Genomic DNA, 15,172 nt, shown 5'->3' with positions numbered 1-15,172 from the left:
GGGGGAAAATCTCGAGCAGCAACTGACAGCTGTTTGTCCGGAGTGTGGCGACGAACGATCCATCAAACAAACCGTCCCGTGGCAACCCGACATCTGTACCTCGTGCGGATCGAATATTCCGGATTCGAACGCGTGATCCGACGGACGGGGTGGGCAGGCGTGCGGTAGCGGACAGGAGAACGGTTCTCCGCTTCGGAATCGATTGACGGACTCGAGTAGCGCGTGCCTCGGTCAGCGATCCGCGGGCGCCGGCAGGGCGACCCGACGCACGGTCGTGACGCAGGCGCCGACCAGCGTCCCGGCGACCGCGAGCGCCAGCAGACTCGGCCAGTCGACGAGCGGCACGGGCGGGGACGCCTCGAGGACGACCCGCGCCCACAGCGGGAGGACGAGCACGATTCCGACCACCCAGGCGACGAGCCCCAGCTGGAGTCCGAGCAGCGAGCCGACGAACGGCCGGCGCGCGTAGCGGTCCGGGACGGCCACCGCGACGGCGTAACTCCCCGCGACGCTCGCGACGAGCAGCAGGGCCGCGCTGGCGAGCGTTCCGTCGGCGCCGACCAGCGCGGCCACGGTCTCGACGCGCCCGGTCGCGGCCAACATCGTGCCGAGGATCGCGGCCGCGGCCAGCGCTGCAACGGGGATGCCGAGCCTCGAGACGAACCGTTTCGTGCGTCGGGCCCGCTCCGGGTCGGCCCGAGCGGCCGCCGTGAAGCCGCCGACGGCGAGGCAAAACAGGAGGATCGACCCGGCGATTCCCGCGAGGGGACGATCTCGAACGGCCTGGCTGTCGAGCGCGTAGTGAAAGGCGAACGGAATCGCCCAGAGGGAGTCGTGGAACGCGTAGAGTTGCGATCGGAACGCCGGCGCGACGTTGTGGAGGTCCGGGCCCAGCCCCCACACGCCGCCCCCGAGGACGAGCCACAAATCCACCCGTCGGACGCGCTCGTCGTGCAACGCGATCGGCGTCGCGAGGACGAGCAGTATCGACGCGCCGACGAGGAAGTGGACGATCGCGGGTGCCATGGGACTGGCCCGAAACGGGGTCACTGAGAGTGCGTCGAGAGCGCTTATAATTGTCAAGCGTGCAATGGTAAGCATCGGTCGCGGTGATCGGCGCGTCGATGACCCGATTCGGCCAGCGCGAGGAACGGATCCTCGAACTCCTCGCGGAGGCCGGGATCGAGTGTCTCGAGGATGCAGGCGTCGATGCCAGCGACGTCGACCACCTTTCGGTTTCCCTCAACTAGATCGCGACGGGTACGCATCGGCCGTCGCGACGACCCAGTTCAGACGGTAGTCACGCCCTTCGCGCGCATCACATTGACTCGTTCGCCATGTTAGTCATATATACAGTTCAAAAACTCATTAACAATAGTATAGATGAGCGTCTTCTCCGGTCGTACTGTCAATGAAAGTGGACAAGCAGCAGAACTGTGGATGGATCGACTCGGGCAGAGCCAGTGAAATTCAGGGGAGTGGGGCGCGTGACGTCTCACCGGTTCTCGACGAGTCGATTCGTCCCAATCGGCCGGACGTCCGCGCGATCGATCACCGTGCTACCTGTGCCGTCCCTGGTGCTCGTTCCTGTTGCGTCTCGCGGAGTGATTCCCAATGAGCACGTTCGACGAAGAGAGCTACGACGGGCGGCGTTACCACACGGATGATCTCACCGTCGCCATTCATCAACCGAATTATCTGCCCTGGCTCGGCTACTTTCACAAGATCCATCGGTCTGACGTCTTCGTCTTTCTCGACACCGTCGAGTACACGTCGAACTCCTGGATCAACCGTAACAAGATCAAAACGCCCGACGGATGGACGTGGCTCACCGTGCCCGTTCGCGGATCCAGCGGGCCGATCGCGGACGCCGAGATCGCCGACGACGGGTGGCGAAACAGCCACGAAAAAAGCCTCCAGCAGAACTACGGAAAAGCCGCGTATTTCGACGACGTCATCGATCTCTTCGAGCAGACGTACGCACAGTCGTGGGAATCGTTGTGCGAATTGAATATCCATCTCGTTCGGAGCCTCGCGGATCGACTCGGGCTCGAGTGCCGATTCGTCCGCTCGTCGGACCTCGACGTCGATGCGACACGCAGCGAGCGAATCGTCGGACTCTGTGACGAACTCGGCGCCGATCGGTACTTCTCCGGTACGGGCGCTCGATCGTACAACGATCGCACGCAGTTCGAGGCGGCGGGTATCGCCCTCGAGTATCAGTCCATCGATCACCCGCAGTACGAACAGCGGTTCGGCGACTTCGTCCCGAACTTATCGATCGTCGACGCGCTCATGAACCTCGGAGCGGACGGGACGTACGACCTCCTCCACTCGATAACCGACCATGAGTAGTCTCAACGTCGATCCCCTGGACGGGTGGGCTGAAAACTTCAGCTACGACTACTACCGGAAACTGCTCCGGGCGCTCCGGACGAACTACGAGGTACGTACGCTCTCGGAGTACCCCGACTGCCGTTCGAACGGCGAGCGCGCGGCGTTCATGCGACACGACATCGACGTCTGCATCGACCGGGCAGTCGAGATGGCGAAGCTCGAACACGAGTTCGGCGTTCAGTCGACGTACATGGTCATTCCGAATACGCCGTTGTACGACGTTGCTAACGAGAGAGCGCACCTGTGCGAGATCGCGGAGCTAGGGCACGAAATCGGCCTCCACTGTGCTGTGGACTGGGGAGCAGGCAGCGACCGGGAAGCGGAGGAGACCGGTGAGAGTGGGCTGTCTCACGCGGAACGAAAGCAAATCGAAGCCGCTCGGCGTCAGCTGGAATCGATCGGTATCGGGCCCATCACGTCGCTTTCGTTCCACCAACCGGTGGACCGAGTACTCGCGGGTCCGTCGACGATAGCGGGAATGGTCAACGCCTACAGCGAAGCCCTGATGTCGGCGTACATCTCCGACTCCGCCGGCCGGTGGCGCGAGGGAGAACCGATCGAGAGAATAACCGGGCGTGACACAACGGACGTTATGCAGGTGCTGACGCATCCGGTCTGGTGGGCAGCGGAGCACGAACCGCCGACCGAGCGGTTCCTCACTGTCATTGAATCGTTCGATGCGCTGAACGAGCGGGTGTACGACGAACTCGTCTCGGTCGGTCCGAACCACGACGGCTGGAACGACCAGCTCTCGGCTCGGTCGCTGGAACTCTCAGGCTAACGTCGTTGGTGCGTCCGGGCACCGTCCGTTTTGCGAACCCCCCTCAGCGGCGGGTGTCGCCCTGATCGACGCCCTCGAGTGACGCCACGGGTCACCTCCTGAGAGACTGTCTGTAGCGTGTGGCGACCCCGCGACTGTTCCACCCCTATTTCTCGACCGCTCACTGCCCGTGGTCGACCTCGTCTCCGTACCGCGGTCTCGAGCGTTCGGTTCGGGGAGCCACCGATTTGTCGACAGCTGTGTGACTCAGTCTCACCTAATAATCTTGGCAGAACGACTATCCGCTCGAGGAGCATATCACCGGACGGCGAGGACGTAATCGCGGCTCTCGCTCGCGGCGCCGCGATGTGGGCCCTCTCGCGGTGGTGTGTCGATCGACACTGGTCTGTCGCGTGCGATGCAGCCCACATTCGCCAACTCGAATCCAGTACTATTTGTGCGTCGACCGTCCGTCAGTTACGTCTCGGCGCGACAGACTACCGATCGGGTCTGATACATCCCTGATACATTCCTCCGGGACTCGAGCGACCGCCCGGTGTGACCGTCGCGGCGGTGCCGACCGCACGCGCGGGCGCAAGCCACTCGTGGTCTGGCGGCGGACCGTCCGGTATGGTCGACGAGCAGCCCGCACGCGACGGTGAACCGGGGCGGTACGAGTCTGCCGACCGCGATCGACTGGCGCCGCCGGGGTCGCCGGGCGGGGCGGCAGCGGCGGCGTCGATCCTCTGGGGGTTCGTCGCCTCCGTGACCACGGGGTCGCTACTCGTGGCCGTGCTCGTGACGCTCGCCGCGCTCACGACGCTCGAGGCGGTCGCCGGGTTCACGAGCGACTGGCTCGAGTGAACGTCCGGGTCGATGACTCGAGACGGTCTCATCTCGTCGCGTGGGTGCCAGTGGCTTTTTGCCTGTGGTCATTGTTCTCACGCGGATAGGGTATGTAGTTCAGTCCGGCAGAACGGCTGAACCGTTGCACCGGTCGGGCGAGGGACGTGAGTCCGCGCGGCACGTCGCTTCGCACTTGGGGGAGCATTCGTACAGCGTCGGTCAGCAGGCCCGAGGTTCGAATCCTCGCATACCCACTCGCGAGACGGCGGGCCGTTCGGCCAGCGCGATCGGCCGGCAGCGCTACCCGTCCGATTCGGACGGTCCGACCGTGGGGATCTCGACGGCCGACTCGTCGGTCTCTTTCCGCTTCTTGCCCGTCGGGGAGTAGTGTTCTCGCACGTACTCCCGTCCGAAGGGATGCTTCAAGAGCCCCCAATAGGTCATCGTCCGTTCGATTCGACCCAGCACGCGTTTGCGAACGCTCATGGCCCTACGAGGTGACGGGAAGGACTTAGCGGTTCGCAGCGTTTCGGGCCGCGTATCGAACGGTGAGTCGTGAACGTCTCCGGTCGTGCAGCGAGGTTCAACAGGAGATCGTGCTATCGGTGTCGGTCGGCGACGTGGGTCGGTATCGTGTCGTACAGAGCAGTGCTACTCGGTGTAGGGTTCGCAGACCTGTTCGACGCCCTCCTCGAGGGAGATCTGGGGTTCCCAGCCGGTTTCCTCGCGCATCTTGCTCGAGTCGGCGCAGGTGTCGTGGACGTAGACGTCCTCGGGGATCGGGTTCTCGACGTACTCGGGATCGATGTCGGTGCCGAGTTCGTCGTTGAGCATCTCGACGAGCTCGTTGAAGCTGTAGGCGTCGCCGGTGCCGAGGTTGTAGACGCCGGTGAGTTCGTGGTCGGCCGCGAGCTCGAGGCCGCGGACGATGTCGTCGACGTGGGTGAAGTCCCGCGTCTGGGTGCCGTCGCCGTAGAGGGCGGGCGCGTCGCCGCCGGCGAGGTCGTCGGCGAACTGCGCGATCACGTTGGCGTACTCGCCCTTGTGTTCCTCGGCGCCGCCGTACCCCTGGTAGACCGAGAAGAAGCGCATCCCGGCGACGTCCATGTCGTAGTGGTTCGCGAAGTACTCGCCGTAGCGCTCGCGGGCGAGCTTGGAGGCCTCGTAGCCGGTGTTGACCGCGACCGGCATGTCCTCCGGCGAGGGTTCGGTCTGGCTCCCGTAGATGGAGGAGGTCGAGGCGTAGACGACGGTGTCGCAGCCGTCCTGGCGGGCCTGATCGACGACGTTGACGAACCCCTCGACGTTCACGCGGGCGCCCGTCGTGGGATCCTCCTCGTGCATCGCGTACGACGAGAGCGCGGCGAGGTGGAAGACGACGTCGACGTCCGTCGGGAGGTCGTCCTCGAGGACGCTTCGGTTGCGGTAGTCGACATCGTCCTCGAGGTTCTCGGCCGTGCCGAGGTACTCGTCGTCGATCGCGATGACGTCGTTGTCTTCGGCGAGGTGGTTCGCCAAATTGGAGCCGATAAACCCTGCCCCGCCCGTTATCAGGACGCGCTGGTTCTGCATGTCAGCACAACTGGTAGCCACCTACGAGAACGCTACGGTCTTTCCCCGTCCGCGAGTCTCGTTCGTACTGACGGGGGGCCTCGCTACGAGTAGTGCTTCATTAGGACGAAAGAAGATGCGGGGACTGGCGGCGCGCGTTACCAGAGCTGTGCGGTGGGCGTCTCGCAGGACTCGCAGATTACAGCGTTCTTCCCCTTGTAGACTCCCTGCACGAGCTCTCCCTCGTCGCAGAACGTACAGCGTTTGCCCTCGAGCGCGTCGACTACCGGATGCACGGCGACGGTTCCGTCTACGGCTTCTTGCATATTATCATACACATCGCAACTTGACGTGTTAAATCCATGGGTTAACCCGGATAGTATCCGCTTGTTCCCGACTATTTGTTTTATTTACACCTATTGTGATTTTGAAACACCTCGATACGGATATATTCACTTTTCCCGGCCGCGGACCGACTACCTTCCGGACTAGTCGCCCGTAATCATTCTCGTTTGAGGTATTCACTAACTCGTTACTCCCGTTCCGATACTTTTATCAGCATACTTATTGATATGGCTTCCTTCTCACTTCAAAGGGATATATAACCGCCTTTAACGCCTCTATCGAGATGTTACCGCAGTGCCATATTGTCGCGAGAGCGATTAGTGCGCTAGTACTCAACACTAGCCTAGTTATTTTTTGTGAAATATGAATAGCTACTGTTAAGAGGCCGGTTCTGTACTAGACGGAGCATGCGGAGGCGTTGAGACGGACTCACCCATGGCTTCAAAATCACATTCGGACGGTTCGGCTTCGGCGGAGCAGGTCCTCGAGCATCGATCGGCGGACGAACTCCTGGTTAGTCGCGACAGCGACATTAAACCGGAACTGTCCGTCGTGATGCCGACGTTAAACGAGGAGGAGGGAATCGAGACCTGTATCGGCTGGATCAAGTCGGCCGTCGAGGAATTACAGCTACCGACGGAGATCATCATCAGCGACAGTTCGACGGATCGAACGCCCGAGATCGCCCGCGAGATGGGCGCGATCGTCGTCGAACCCGACCAGCCGGGGTACGGCTACGCGTACCGCTACGCCTTCGAGCGCGCTCGGGGCCAGTACATCGCGATGGGCGACGCCGACACGACCTACGACTTCAAGGACATCCCGCGCCTGCTCAGCCACCTCGAGGAGACCGGCGCGGACATGGTGATGGGGAGTCGCCTCGAGGGCGAGATCAGGCCCGGCGCGATGCCGACGCTCCACCAGTACATCGGCAATCCGTTGTTGACGAAGTTCCTGAACCTGTTCTACCGGGCGGGCGTGAGCGACGCCCACAGCGGGTTCCGCGTGTTCCGCCGGCAGGCCCTCGACGAGATGGACCTCGAGACGACCGGAATGGAGTTCGCCTCGGAGATGATCATGGAGGCCGGCGCGAAGGACCTCGTGATCGAGGAGACGCCGATCATCTACCACGAGCGCGAGGGCGAGGAGACCCTCGAGAGCTTCCGGGACGGCTGGCGCCACGTCCGGTTCATGTTGGTCAACGCGCCGGGCTTCCTGTTCTCCGCTCCCGGGATGGTGATGAGCCTGCTCGGGATGGCCATCATGGGCATCGCGTACAGCGGCGCGTCGCTCGGTGAGGCGTCGCTCGGAATTCACTCGATGATCGCCGGCAGCCTGCTGACGATCGTCGGGTATCAGGTCGCGAGTCTCGGCGTGTTCGCCGCCGTCACCAGCGACCCGATTCAGAAGCCCGAGGACCCGATCACGGAACGCGTGATCGGATCGCTGTCGCTCGAGCACGGCGCGACCGCGGGTCTGCTGGTGTTCGGTGCGGGCGGACTGTACGCCGCGGGCCTGGTCTACCAGTGGGTCTCGAACGGGTTCGCCTCGCTCGAGTTCACGATGGGAGCACTGGTCGCCTTTACCGCGATCGTCATCGGCCTCCAGACCGTGTTCTCGTCGTTCTTCCTGAGTTCCGTCGACCGGTAGCGCTCGAGCGCGTCGGTCGATGACTTTTCGCGTTCGTTCTGGTTCTCGCGCGAGTCGGGAGTATGTAGTTTAGTCCGGTAGAACGGCTGAACCGTTGCCAACAGTCGGTCGTACAGCGCCGGTCAGCAAGCCCGGGGTTCGAATTTCCGCATCCCATCGCTGGTGGCAGTCGAATGCGTGAGGTGTACTCGAGGAGGGCGTAAGGTACGTTCGAGATACTAGTTGGATACTCGAGGTACTAGTGTAATCGATTCGACGACCCTACGCCGTCTCACGGGTCGGTTATGCGACGGCTCGCCGGCTCGGTTCCGACGCGTTCACGGATCCCCACCCGTTCGAACCACTCGATCTCCACTCGTCTACCGTGTCGATTCTGCGGCGCTTACCCGAGGTCACGATTCGCTCCGTCCTCGAGTCCGCCCCGTCTTCGTTAGCGAGTGGAAACGGTTTCCTCGAGCGTCATCTCCGGCCCGACGAGCGCGGACTCGACGTCCGTCGCGCGGATCTCCGTCTCCGTATCGATTACCGATCGTTCGATCGTGCAGTCGGCGATCGTGGCGTCGGGGAAGACGACGCAGTCCCGGAGGGTCGCGTCGGTGACCTGCGCGCCCGCCATGACGTGCACGTTCGGGCCGATCGTCGTCCCCTCGAGCGACGCGTCGGGGTGGATCGCGCTGTCGCCGTCGAACCGCCAGGCGACGGCGTCGAGGTAACTCTCGGGCGTCCCGATGTCGTACCAGGCGCCGTCGAACGTGAACGCGTCGACGCGCTCCCGGTCGACGAGCCACTGGACGAACCAGCCCGGCTCGTCGGGATTGTTCTCCCCGTCCAGATACGTCTCGAGTAAGTCGAGGTCCGCCGCGCGGAATCCGTAGCAGGCGACCGACACGAGCGTGCTCGGCGGGTCGTCGGGCTTCTCCTCGAAGGCGACGATCTCGCGGCCGTCGTCCTCGAGCTCGAGCACGCCGTAGGACGTCGCGCGGTCGTAATCGCCGACGTCATAGGCGGCGAGCGTTGGGGTCTGTCGTTTCTGGAAGAAGTCGACGAACTCGCTGACGCCGAAGCTGAGGAGGTTATCGCCCGCGATGACGATCGTGTCGTCCTCGAGGTTTTCGCGGTCGACGAGCTGGGCGAGGGCGCCGATGACGCCGAACTTCTCGTCCTCGTCGGTCGTGTCTTCGATCGAGAGCTGGGGTTTGTGGTACTCGTTGGTCTCGAGGTGGTCCTCGAACGCGTCCGCGAAGCGTTCGTTCGTCGAGACGTAGACGTCGTCGATTCTAGTGTCGGTCTCGAGGTCCTCGAGCACGCCGTCGATCACGGTCGTGTCGCCGACCGGGAGGAACATCTTGGGCCGGTGTTTCGTGATCGGCCAGAGTCGCGTCGCGTAGCCGCCTGCGAGTACGATTGCGTCCATGGGTGGGGATTCTCCATCGCGTGAAATCCATCTCCGATTGGATATACGTTGGTCTCCAGCGATCGTCCTAGTACCGCCGTCAAAGTGACCCGATCGTGTCCTTCTATCGTACCGATTGCAAAACGTTACTAAGCGGTAGAATGATGTCTCATTCGTATGAAAGCAGTCGTACTCGCGGCCGGCGAGGGAACGCGGCTTCGACCGCTCACCGAGGACAAACCCAAGGGAATGGTCGAGGTCGACGAGAAACCGATTCTCACCCACTGTTTCGATCAACTGGTGTCGCTCGGCGCGGACGAGCTGATCGTCGTCGTCGGCTATCTGAAGGAGAAGATCATCGATCACTACGGCGACGAGTACGAAGGCGTCCCGATTACGTATACCCACCAGCGCGAACAAAAGGGGCTCGCCCACGCCTTGTTGAGCGTCGAGGAGCACATCGACGACGACTTCATGCTGATGCTCGGCGACAACGTGTTTCAGGCGAACCTCGGGGATGTCGTGCGCCGGCAACAGGAAGATCGTGCCGACGCCGCGTTCCTGGTCGAAGAAGTCCCGTGGGACGAGGCCGACCGGTATGGTGTCTGTGATACGAATAAATTCGGCGAGATTACCGACGTCGTCGAGAAGCCCGACGATCCGCCGTCGAATCTGGTGATGACCGGGTTCTACACGTTTACGCCGGCCATCTTCCACGCGTGTCATTTAGTACAGCCGTCCAACCGCGGCGAGTACGAGATCAGCGAGGCAATCGACTTACTGATTCAGAGCGGACGGACTATCGATGCGATCGGACTCGAGGGATGGCGGATCGACGTCGGCTATCCAGAGGATCGAGAAGAAGCAGAAGAACGATTATCTGATCTTGAAGTTAGAAGCTGAATTATATACGCTCATCGGTAAAGGGTCTGGTACATGCGGTCTTGCCAATAGCGCTATTGAAAAACGATATATTTTTACTAAAAGGGAAACCAGAACAAATAATGGCATTTTCTGATAACATATCATTTTTAAAGGAAATTGGGCCGGTATCGTCAATAAAAACCGTGTATTACTCACTAAAGCATACTGGGTCACTATATTCACTTGTTATCGGCCCCAAAACAATCGTTGATATCAATAGTGGTACTGAGTTCGATCTTCCAGAAAGCATTATATTTGGGGCAACAAGTACACGGGAATCAAATCCCTTACTTCGGCGCTCATTGCTTTCAACCGGTAGTGGCGCCCAGATAACGTCAACAGGTCCCCATGCAGCACGTATTGGTCCAGGTACTGTCGTTCGTATTGAAGGCGAATTCTCAATGGGAGATTCATTTATGAATGGTGACTGCCGAATAATATGTGAAGATAAAATCACGATTGGGGATGAAGTTGCGATAGCTTGGGATGTAACAATACTTGACACTGATCGGCATAATCTCATAATCAAAGGAGAACGCACACCTGCTACTTCTCCCATAGAAATTAAGGATCATGTCTGGATAGGCCACGGTGCTACAATCAGTAAGGGTGTTACAATCAATGAAGGAGCTGTTATTGCAAGTAACAGTGTAGTCACAAAAGATGTTCCACCAAGAACACTTGTAGGAGGAGTACCTGCTGAGATTATACATGAGAACATTCAATGGGAACCCTGATCAATACCTATTCATATGTTTTATTTGAATATGTCTCATTAAGAGGGAATATTAGGAGAGAAGAGGTTATTATGATAAAATATGGGGTGTGAATAAGAGACGTAGGTAAGCAAGCGATCGTTTAAGCACAAACAATAAAGTACCATCGCTTAAATAATACATGTATGTATTCGCCAGAATCCATATTTCACGGTTTAAAGAATCCATCACTTATTCCAAGAGAGATCCGTCACCAGATCAAAAAGAAAACACCCCATGACTTTGGTATTCAAGGTAGTTATTACACTGGAAATATTGGTGATCGAGCGCTGGCAGAACAATTTAAAAACCAAATACAGAAAGACGGACACAGCGCTAGGATATTTGGCAGGAATACACGGGATAGTAATACCCCTCATAGAGTACTTGGAGGCGGTGGTGTTTTACATGATTGGTATGGAACCGAACACTTGAAGCGGCGGCTTGCTTATGTAAACGGTGGTGAGAAAGGATTTATTATTGGTGTGGGTGTTCCAGGATTCCAGTCATCTGAAGCGCGTGATCTTGTTTCACGAATATTACCAGAACTGGACCTAATTACAGTTCGTGATGAGTGGTCAAAACGCAATATTAAATCGGTATGTGATGTTGATGTATCGGTAACTGCTTGTCCTGTTTTTCTTTACGAAGATCCCGATATGAAGACTGCTGGACAAACTGGAGTTAACTTCCGCCCTTATTTTGGCCAAGAAGATAAACAGGACAGTGTATTATTGGACTATTTTGGCTATGAAGACATAAGAGAGGCCAAAACTACCTATATAGATAATGCACAGAAAATCTGCGAACAAATTCCTAATCCTATATTCATTCCATTCCATTCTACTGACGAGGAATTCGCACGAAAATATCTTGATGTTCCTATCCTTGATTACGATTTCTCTGTCGAAACGACATTGAAGCGTGTGAGCAGAATGGAAAGAATGGTAGCCACCCGGTATCATTCCCTCATATTTGCAGCTATTTGTGGAAAACCTGTGCTCCCAATAGCTTATGAACCAAAAGTGAAGGCTGTTGCCGAACGGTTAGAAGTACCTTCATATAAACCTCATAAAGAGATCCCTCTTCAGTTCTCACAAGTTTCCAATGTGGATAAGTTGAAATCATTGTCGAAAAGCAATTTCAATAAATTGTATCTGAATATGCAGAAGTGACTGGAAGATCAAGTCTGTACTTTCCTCGATATTAAATCCATAAACATATGAACTAGCTAACATTGGTTCTAACTGTGAACGGACCTTTGATGTAGATGAGTATCCTATTCATGTAGTAATAGCGAGAAAAAGGAGAAGGCCATCAGGGAAAGAACAAGAAGCGATACCACTTGTCTATGGACATTGACTTGGAGTGTTGACCTCTGTTATCTGCCTATTGGTATCTAGAGATAGGCATGTCCCGTTCCCGAATCGACAACCACGCGCACACTATACGTTGAATAGACCAATAGGAGTTTATAGAGTGAAAAGCCAACATGTAGTTATGGCATCGCTTGTCGAAATAGACGCTGGCCCTAGATTAATACTCGATCCAGTTGGCGTTGGTCAAATTGTCCCGTCCGCAAGACAAATTCGGTATACTAGCGCTCCGATTGCCGTTAGGCAGATATTGCTAGCTGGATGAATACTCTCAAGATGCAAATGTACTCAGATCGGCTCCGTGTTGTGCCAGCGCTCCTGCTGATCTATGTTTGGGTGCGAGCGTTAACAGCTGAACCAATTAGCACCTATTCACTCTCTCTGTATCAAGGCCTACCTGCTGACCTGCTCGTAGTGCTTGGACTAGCAGGCCTCTCACTGCTCTTAATTGCCCGTGATCACGCATGGTGGATGGCTCTTCTTGTCTCACAATTTCTAGTCGCAGTAACGGTTGTCCCTAGCCTCCAGACGCAATATCTACATTTTACAACAGATTCATATATGCATATTGGTCGGATGAAACGGATTTTAGAAGTTGGCGTAGCCGCTGATCGAAATCTCTACCCACTGTTGCACTGGTTCTCGGCTATGCTTTCGGAGGTTACTGATCTTTCGCCGACAATCACTGCCCTTCTGGTTGTGACGATGATGAGTGCGATTTTGGGGTTACTGCTCGTTCTGTGTATCCGTCGGCTTAATCTTTTGGAATCAGTGTACCGTCTTATGATTTTTGCTGCTGTATTAGCCACCCTCACTCCTGATCTTTTCAATTTCGCTTCCTGGGGACAATTTGGAAGATTATTTACTGTATTAGTTATATTCGTAGTGTTTTTATCTCTCAAATCAGGCGCGAATAACACAGAGTGGTTACTCACATTATTAGTAATACTTACAGCAGCAGTATTTGCACATCCTCTGATTTCTCTTATTACACTATGTATACTTTGTACTATTCTAGCTTATCAATCTATAACAGATAATATCATATATAGAGTTTCTAATCGTCCAATTCTTCTTCTCCCCCCAGCAATTGGAGTCGTATATTGGTTGCTCAACGCACCAACCTTCAACAACACGTTCGCATCAATTATAGGCTCAATATTTCTTTCAGATGGGGGTGACTCATCACGATTAGCTCGCCGAACAGAACAACTGTCTAGTGCTGATATCGCAACTATTGACATCGTGATCGAGTTCGTCGCGCAATATGGTTATGTCGTGTCCTTCCTTGGATCTTTATTAATAATCATTTCTTTAAGGACAATATTCCTGCGAAATCGAGAATCAGGACTCCAACCGCTCGCGATTGCTGCTGTCGCTTTTTGGGCCCTTGGAGCTGCAATGTTTGTCCTTCCAGTTCCGTTTGGGCCAGGTCGGTTTTGGGCCATAGCTATAATCTTAGGTGTATTCGTAGTTGCTCGTGATTTAACCGCATTCATACAGTGGAGTCCACATTCGCAGAAACCAGCTCTTATCGGCACCTTTGCCATATTGATACTAGTTGCTGGGATCGCTGCACCAACTCTCTACGGTTCCGAATTATCCCGATCTCCAAGTGAGCAAATGACGAAAGCTGAGTCTTCGGGGGTTGAATGGTTATTTGAACATGAAGATGATAGTGAGCCAATTCAATCAATCGGCACTCCTGTTCGAAATATTCGGGCCTATGAAGAAACATCAGATTCATTCCGTACTGGAACAAGACCAAAACCACACTTTCAGGGAATTAGAGAAGACTCCTTTGAGGGCTATTTATTGCTTGCTCCACCTGCAGGGCAGACTTATCCTGCGTATTACTCAGACTATCCAGAGACTTGGGACTACACTCCTATTGACTACAACTGGATAGAGAATGGGACTGATACAGCACGGATTTATACCTCAGGAGACACCTCCGTTTATAGGACGACGTGAAACGTTTTCTGATGTACTTTCTAACCCAAAATGTTGGTCACTTCCAATCACCATTGATTGCTTGTTGATAACATTGCTCTGCCTGTTCAGCCACGGTATTCCAATCATATCGTTGGGCTCGAGTCGTCGGCTCCGTATTCGGTCGATCACCGGAGAGTGCGCGCTCTAGAACATGGGTTATGTCGTCAACTGTCGGTGACGCGAGGAATCCTGCGTCATCGATCACTTCGGAAGCGGCGGATTCAGGATGCTCTGCCGCGATGACGGTACAATCCGCAGCCATTGCTTCTGCGAACGTGATGCCAAAGCCTTCGCGGGTAGACGGTGAGGCGAAGATGTCTGCTGCGCGCATGTGTGCGATAACATCATCGTATTCCTTGAGGAAGCCGAGCATTGTCACTCGGTCGGCGTGGTCCAGGTTTTGGGCTTGTCGCTTGAGAGAGTCTCGTTCTGGCCCATCACCGATGATGCCCAGCGTGATGTTCGGCGCGGTCTCGGCGACTTGATCGAACGCCTCAAGAAGGAGATCGACGTTCTTGTCTTGGATGAGTCGACCCGCATACAGAATATCGAAGCCGTCGTTGACGGGTTGTGTTGATTTGATCTGGTCGACATCGATGCCATTGGGGACGATCTCGATCTCGTCTCGCGACGGTCCGATTTCAGTAAGGCGGTCCGCCGTGACGCTCGAAACGGCGATCGAACAGTGAGGGGTTTTAGCGGTTATGTATTCGACACCTTTTCCAAATAGTGCGAGGTGTTCAAGATAATCCTCCCAGTAGTCGAGCCAAACCTCGTGCCAAGTCGTTATCAGGGGGGTATTGGTTCCGAGAGTAGTGAATTTAGAAGCAAGGACAGGGAAATATGGAAATAGAGATGCAACCACAAGGTCATGATCATCAATATGGTGGCGAAGCGTTGGAATGAGACGAGTCGAAAACTCGAGAGCTTCCGTAATCGAGCGGCGCTCTCCGGTATAGAGTTCAGTACTTGGTGCTACTGCACGGAGAATAATTCCATTATTTGTGATTACTTCAGGACCCTCCCAAAAATGTCGTCCATAAATGGTAACGCTATGTCCATTTGCCACAAGACGTTTCCCGATCTCGTGGATCCGTTTTTCAGCACCTCCCTTCACAAATGGGTAAACAACGTTAGAGACAAAGGCAACGTTCATTGGTATCGCTAGAAGAGCGCGAAC

Annotated in this window: 14 protein-coding genes, 1 tRNA gene and 1 pseudogene; 10 read left to right on the top strand and 6 right to left on the bottom strand. The window is 56.1% G+C overall.

The genetic code is table 11. The features are described from left to right. Window positions 1–231: 231 nt before the first annotated feature. The gene (locus HTZ84_RS10745; RefSeq protein WP_174680672.1) at window positions 232–1,026 is read right to left on the bottom strand and encodes a hypothetical protein; all 795 of its coding nucleotides are present in this window, start codon (window positions 1,024–1,026) and stop codon (window positions 232–234) included. 83 nt (window positions 1,027–1,109) lie between these two features. Here HTZ84_RS10745 and HTZ84_RS10740 point away from each other — a divergent pair. The 5 genes and pseudogenes from HTZ84_RS10740 to HTZ84_RS10720 form a co-directional block, all read left to right on the top strand. Further along, a pseudogene (locus HTZ84_RS10740) lies at window positions 1,110–1,241 on the top strand (thiolase family protein); the annotation flags it as partial. A 373-nt stretch (window positions 1,242–1,614) separates the two neighbouring features. Next, a complete protein-coding gene (locus tag HTZ84_RS10735; protein ID WP_174680671.1) occupies window positions 1,615–2,355 on the top strand; it encodes a WbqC family protein in 741 nt (246 codons plus the stop codon). Window positions 2,356–2,545: 190 nt separating this feature from the next. Further along, window positions 2,546–3,178, top strand: coding sequence for a polysaccharide deacetylase family protein (locus HTZ84_RS10730; RefSeq protein WP_254611736.1), 633 nt, complete (start codon window positions 2,546–2,548; stop codon window positions 3,176–3,178). A gap of 609 nt (window positions 3,179–3,787) precedes the next feature. Then, complete coding sequence (locus HTZ84_RS10725) at window positions 3,788–4,021, top strand: hypothetical protein (protein WP_174680669.1); 234 nt, start codon at window positions 3,788–3,790, stop codon at window positions 4,019–4,021. Window positions 4,022–4,109: 88 nt separating this feature from the next. Further along, a tRNA-OTHER gene (locus tag HTZ84_RS10720) sits at window positions 4,110–4,257 on the top strand. Between the two features lie 46 nt (window positions 4,258–4,303). Here HTZ84_RS10720 and HTZ84_RS10715 read toward each other — a convergent pair. From HTZ84_RS10715 to HTZ84_RS10705, 3 genes are all read right to left on the bottom strand, one after another. Beyond that, on the bottom strand, window positions 4,304–4,489 hold the full coding sequence (locus HTZ84_RS10715) for a hypothetical protein (protein ID WP_174680668.1): 186 nt from the start codon (window positions 4,487–4,489) through the stop codon (window positions 4,304–4,306). A gap of 165 nt (window positions 4,490–4,654) precedes the next feature. Beyond that, a complete protein-coding gene (locus HTZ84_RS10710; protein WP_174680667.1) occupies window positions 4,655–5,575 on the bottom strand; it encodes an NAD-dependent epimerase/dehydratase family protein in 921 nt (306 codons plus the stop codon). 137 nt (window positions 5,576–5,712) lie between these two features. Continuing rightward, a complete protein-coding gene (locus HTZ84_RS10705) occupies window positions 5,713–5,880 on the bottom strand; it encodes an HVO_A0556 family zinc finger protein (RefSeq protein WP_174680666.1) in 168 nt (55 codons plus the stop codon). Window positions 5,881–6,334: 454 nt separating this feature from the next. Between HTZ84_RS10705 and HTZ84_RS10700 the strand changes: the two genes are divergently transcribed. Further along, a complete protein-coding gene (locus HTZ84_RS10700; protein ID WP_174680665.1) occupies window positions 6,335–7,549 on the top strand; it encodes a glycosyltransferase in 1,215 nt (404 codons plus the stop codon). A 430-nt stretch (window positions 7,550–7,979) separates the two neighbouring features. Here the strand turns inward: HTZ84_RS10700 and HTZ84_RS10695 are convergent, their stop codons facing one another. Next, entirely contained in the window at window positions 7,980–8,963 is a 984-nt protein-coding gene (locus tag HTZ84_RS10695; protein WP_174680664.1) for a sugar phosphate nucleotidyltransferase, read from the bottom strand. A 156-nt stretch (window positions 8,964–9,119) separates the two neighbouring features. Here HTZ84_RS10695 and aglF point away from each other — a divergent pair, with 156 nt between their 5' ends. From aglF to HTZ84_RS10675, 4 genes are all read left to right on the top strand, one after another. Further along, complete coding sequence (gene aglF, locus HTZ84_RS10690) at window positions 9,120–9,845, top strand: UTP--glucose-1-phosphate uridylyltransferase AglF (RefSeq protein ID WP_174680663.1); 726 nt, start codon at window positions 9,120–9,122, stop codon at window positions 9,843–9,845. 101 nt (window positions 9,846–9,946) lie between these two features. Next, window positions 9,947–10,603 carry an acyltransferase gene (locus HTZ84_RS10685; RefSeq protein ID WP_174680662.1) on the top strand — a complete coding sequence of 219 codons (657 nt, stop codon included), beginning with the start codon at window positions 9,947–9,949 and terminating at the stop codon, window positions 10,601–10,603. 164 nt (window positions 10,604–10,767) lie between these two features. Next, window positions 10,768–11,796 carry a polysaccharide pyruvyl transferase family protein gene (locus tag HTZ84_RS10680; RefSeq protein ID WP_174680661.1) on the top strand — a complete coding sequence of 343 codons (1,029 nt, stop codon included), beginning with the start codon at window positions 10,768–10,770 and terminating at the stop codon, window positions 11,794–11,796. Window positions 11,797–12,273: 477 nt separating this feature from the next. Then, the gene (locus HTZ84_RS10675) at window positions 12,274–13,971 is read left to right on the top strand and encodes a hypothetical protein (RefSeq protein WP_174680660.1); all 1,698 of its coding nucleotides are present in this window, start codon (window positions 12,274–12,276) and stop codon (window positions 13,969–13,971) included. A 37-nt stretch (window positions 13,972–14,008) separates the two neighbouring features. Here HTZ84_RS10675 and HTZ84_RS10670 read toward each other — a convergent pair whose 3' ends face one another. Next, window positions 14,009–15,148 carry a glycosyltransferase family 4 protein gene (locus HTZ84_RS10670; protein WP_174680659.1) on the bottom strand — a complete coding sequence of 380 codons (1,140 nt, stop codon included), beginning with the start codon at window positions 15,146–15,148 and terminating at the stop codon, window positions 14,009–14,011. Window positions 15,149–15,172: the final 24 nt, after the last annotated feature.

Source organism: Haloterrigena gelatinilytica (genome assembly GCF_013342145.1).
GTDB classification, from domain to species: Archaea; Halobacteriota; Halobacteria; order Halobacteriales; family Natrialbaceae; genus Haloterrigena; species Haloterrigena gelatinilytica.
Note: the sequence above shows the minus strand (reverse complement) of the source record. Positions and strands in the feature narration are given on the sequence as shown.

Coding starts and splice junctions, on each gene's coding strand:
- HTZ84_RS10745 (WP_174680672.1), bottom strand. CDS start 1,026: ATGGCACCCGCGATCGTCCACTTCCTCGTCGGCGCGTCGATACTGCTC.
- HTZ84_RS10735 (WP_174680671.1), top strand. CDS start 1,615: ATGAGCACGTTCGACGAAGAGAGCTACGACGGGCGGCGTTACCACACG.
- HTZ84_RS10730 (WP_254611736.1), top strand. CDS start 2,546: ATGGCGAAGCTCGAACACGAGTTCGGCGTTCAGTCGACGTACATGGTC.
- HTZ84_RS10725 (WP_174680669.1), top strand. CDS start 3,788: ATGGTCGACGAGCAGCCCGCACGCGACGGTGAACCGGGGCGGTACGAG.
- HTZ84_RS10715 (WP_174680668.1), bottom strand. CDS start 4,489: ATGAGCGTTCGCAAACGCGTGCTGGGTCGAATCGAACGGACGATGACC.
- HTZ84_RS10710 (WP_174680667.1), bottom strand. CDS start 5,575: ATGCAGAACCAGCGCGTCCTGATAACGGGCGGGGCAGGGTTTATCGGC.
- HTZ84_RS10705 (WP_174680666.1), bottom strand. CDS start 5,880: ATGCAAGAAGCCGTAGACGGAACCGTCGCCGTGCATCCGGTAGTCGAC.
- HTZ84_RS10700 (WP_174680665.1), top strand. CDS start 6,335: ATGGCTTCAAAATCACATTCGGACGGTTCGGCTTCGGCGGAGCAGGTC.
- HTZ84_RS10695 (WP_174680664.1), bottom strand. CDS start 8,963: ATGGACGCAATCGTACTCGCAGGCGGCTACGCGACGCGACTCTGGCCG.
- aglF (WP_174680663.1), top strand. CDS start 9,120: ATGAAAGCAGTCGTACTCGCGGCCGGCGAGGGAACGCGGCTTCGACCG.
- HTZ84_RS10685 (WP_174680662.1), top strand. CDS start 9,947: ATGGCATTTTCTGATAACATATCATTTTTAAAGGAAATTGGGCCGGTA.
- HTZ84_RS10680 (WP_174680661.1), top strand. CDS start 10,768: ATGTATTCGCCAGAATCCATATTTCACGGTTTAAAGAATCCATCACTT.
- HTZ84_RS10675 (WP_174680660.1), top strand. CDS start 12,274: ATGCAAATGTACTCAGATCGGCTCCGTGTTGTGCCAGCGCTCCTGCTG.
- HTZ84_RS10670 (WP_174680659.1), bottom strand. CDS start 15,148: ATGAACGTTGCCTTTGTCTCTAACGTTGTTTACCCATTTGTGAAGGGA.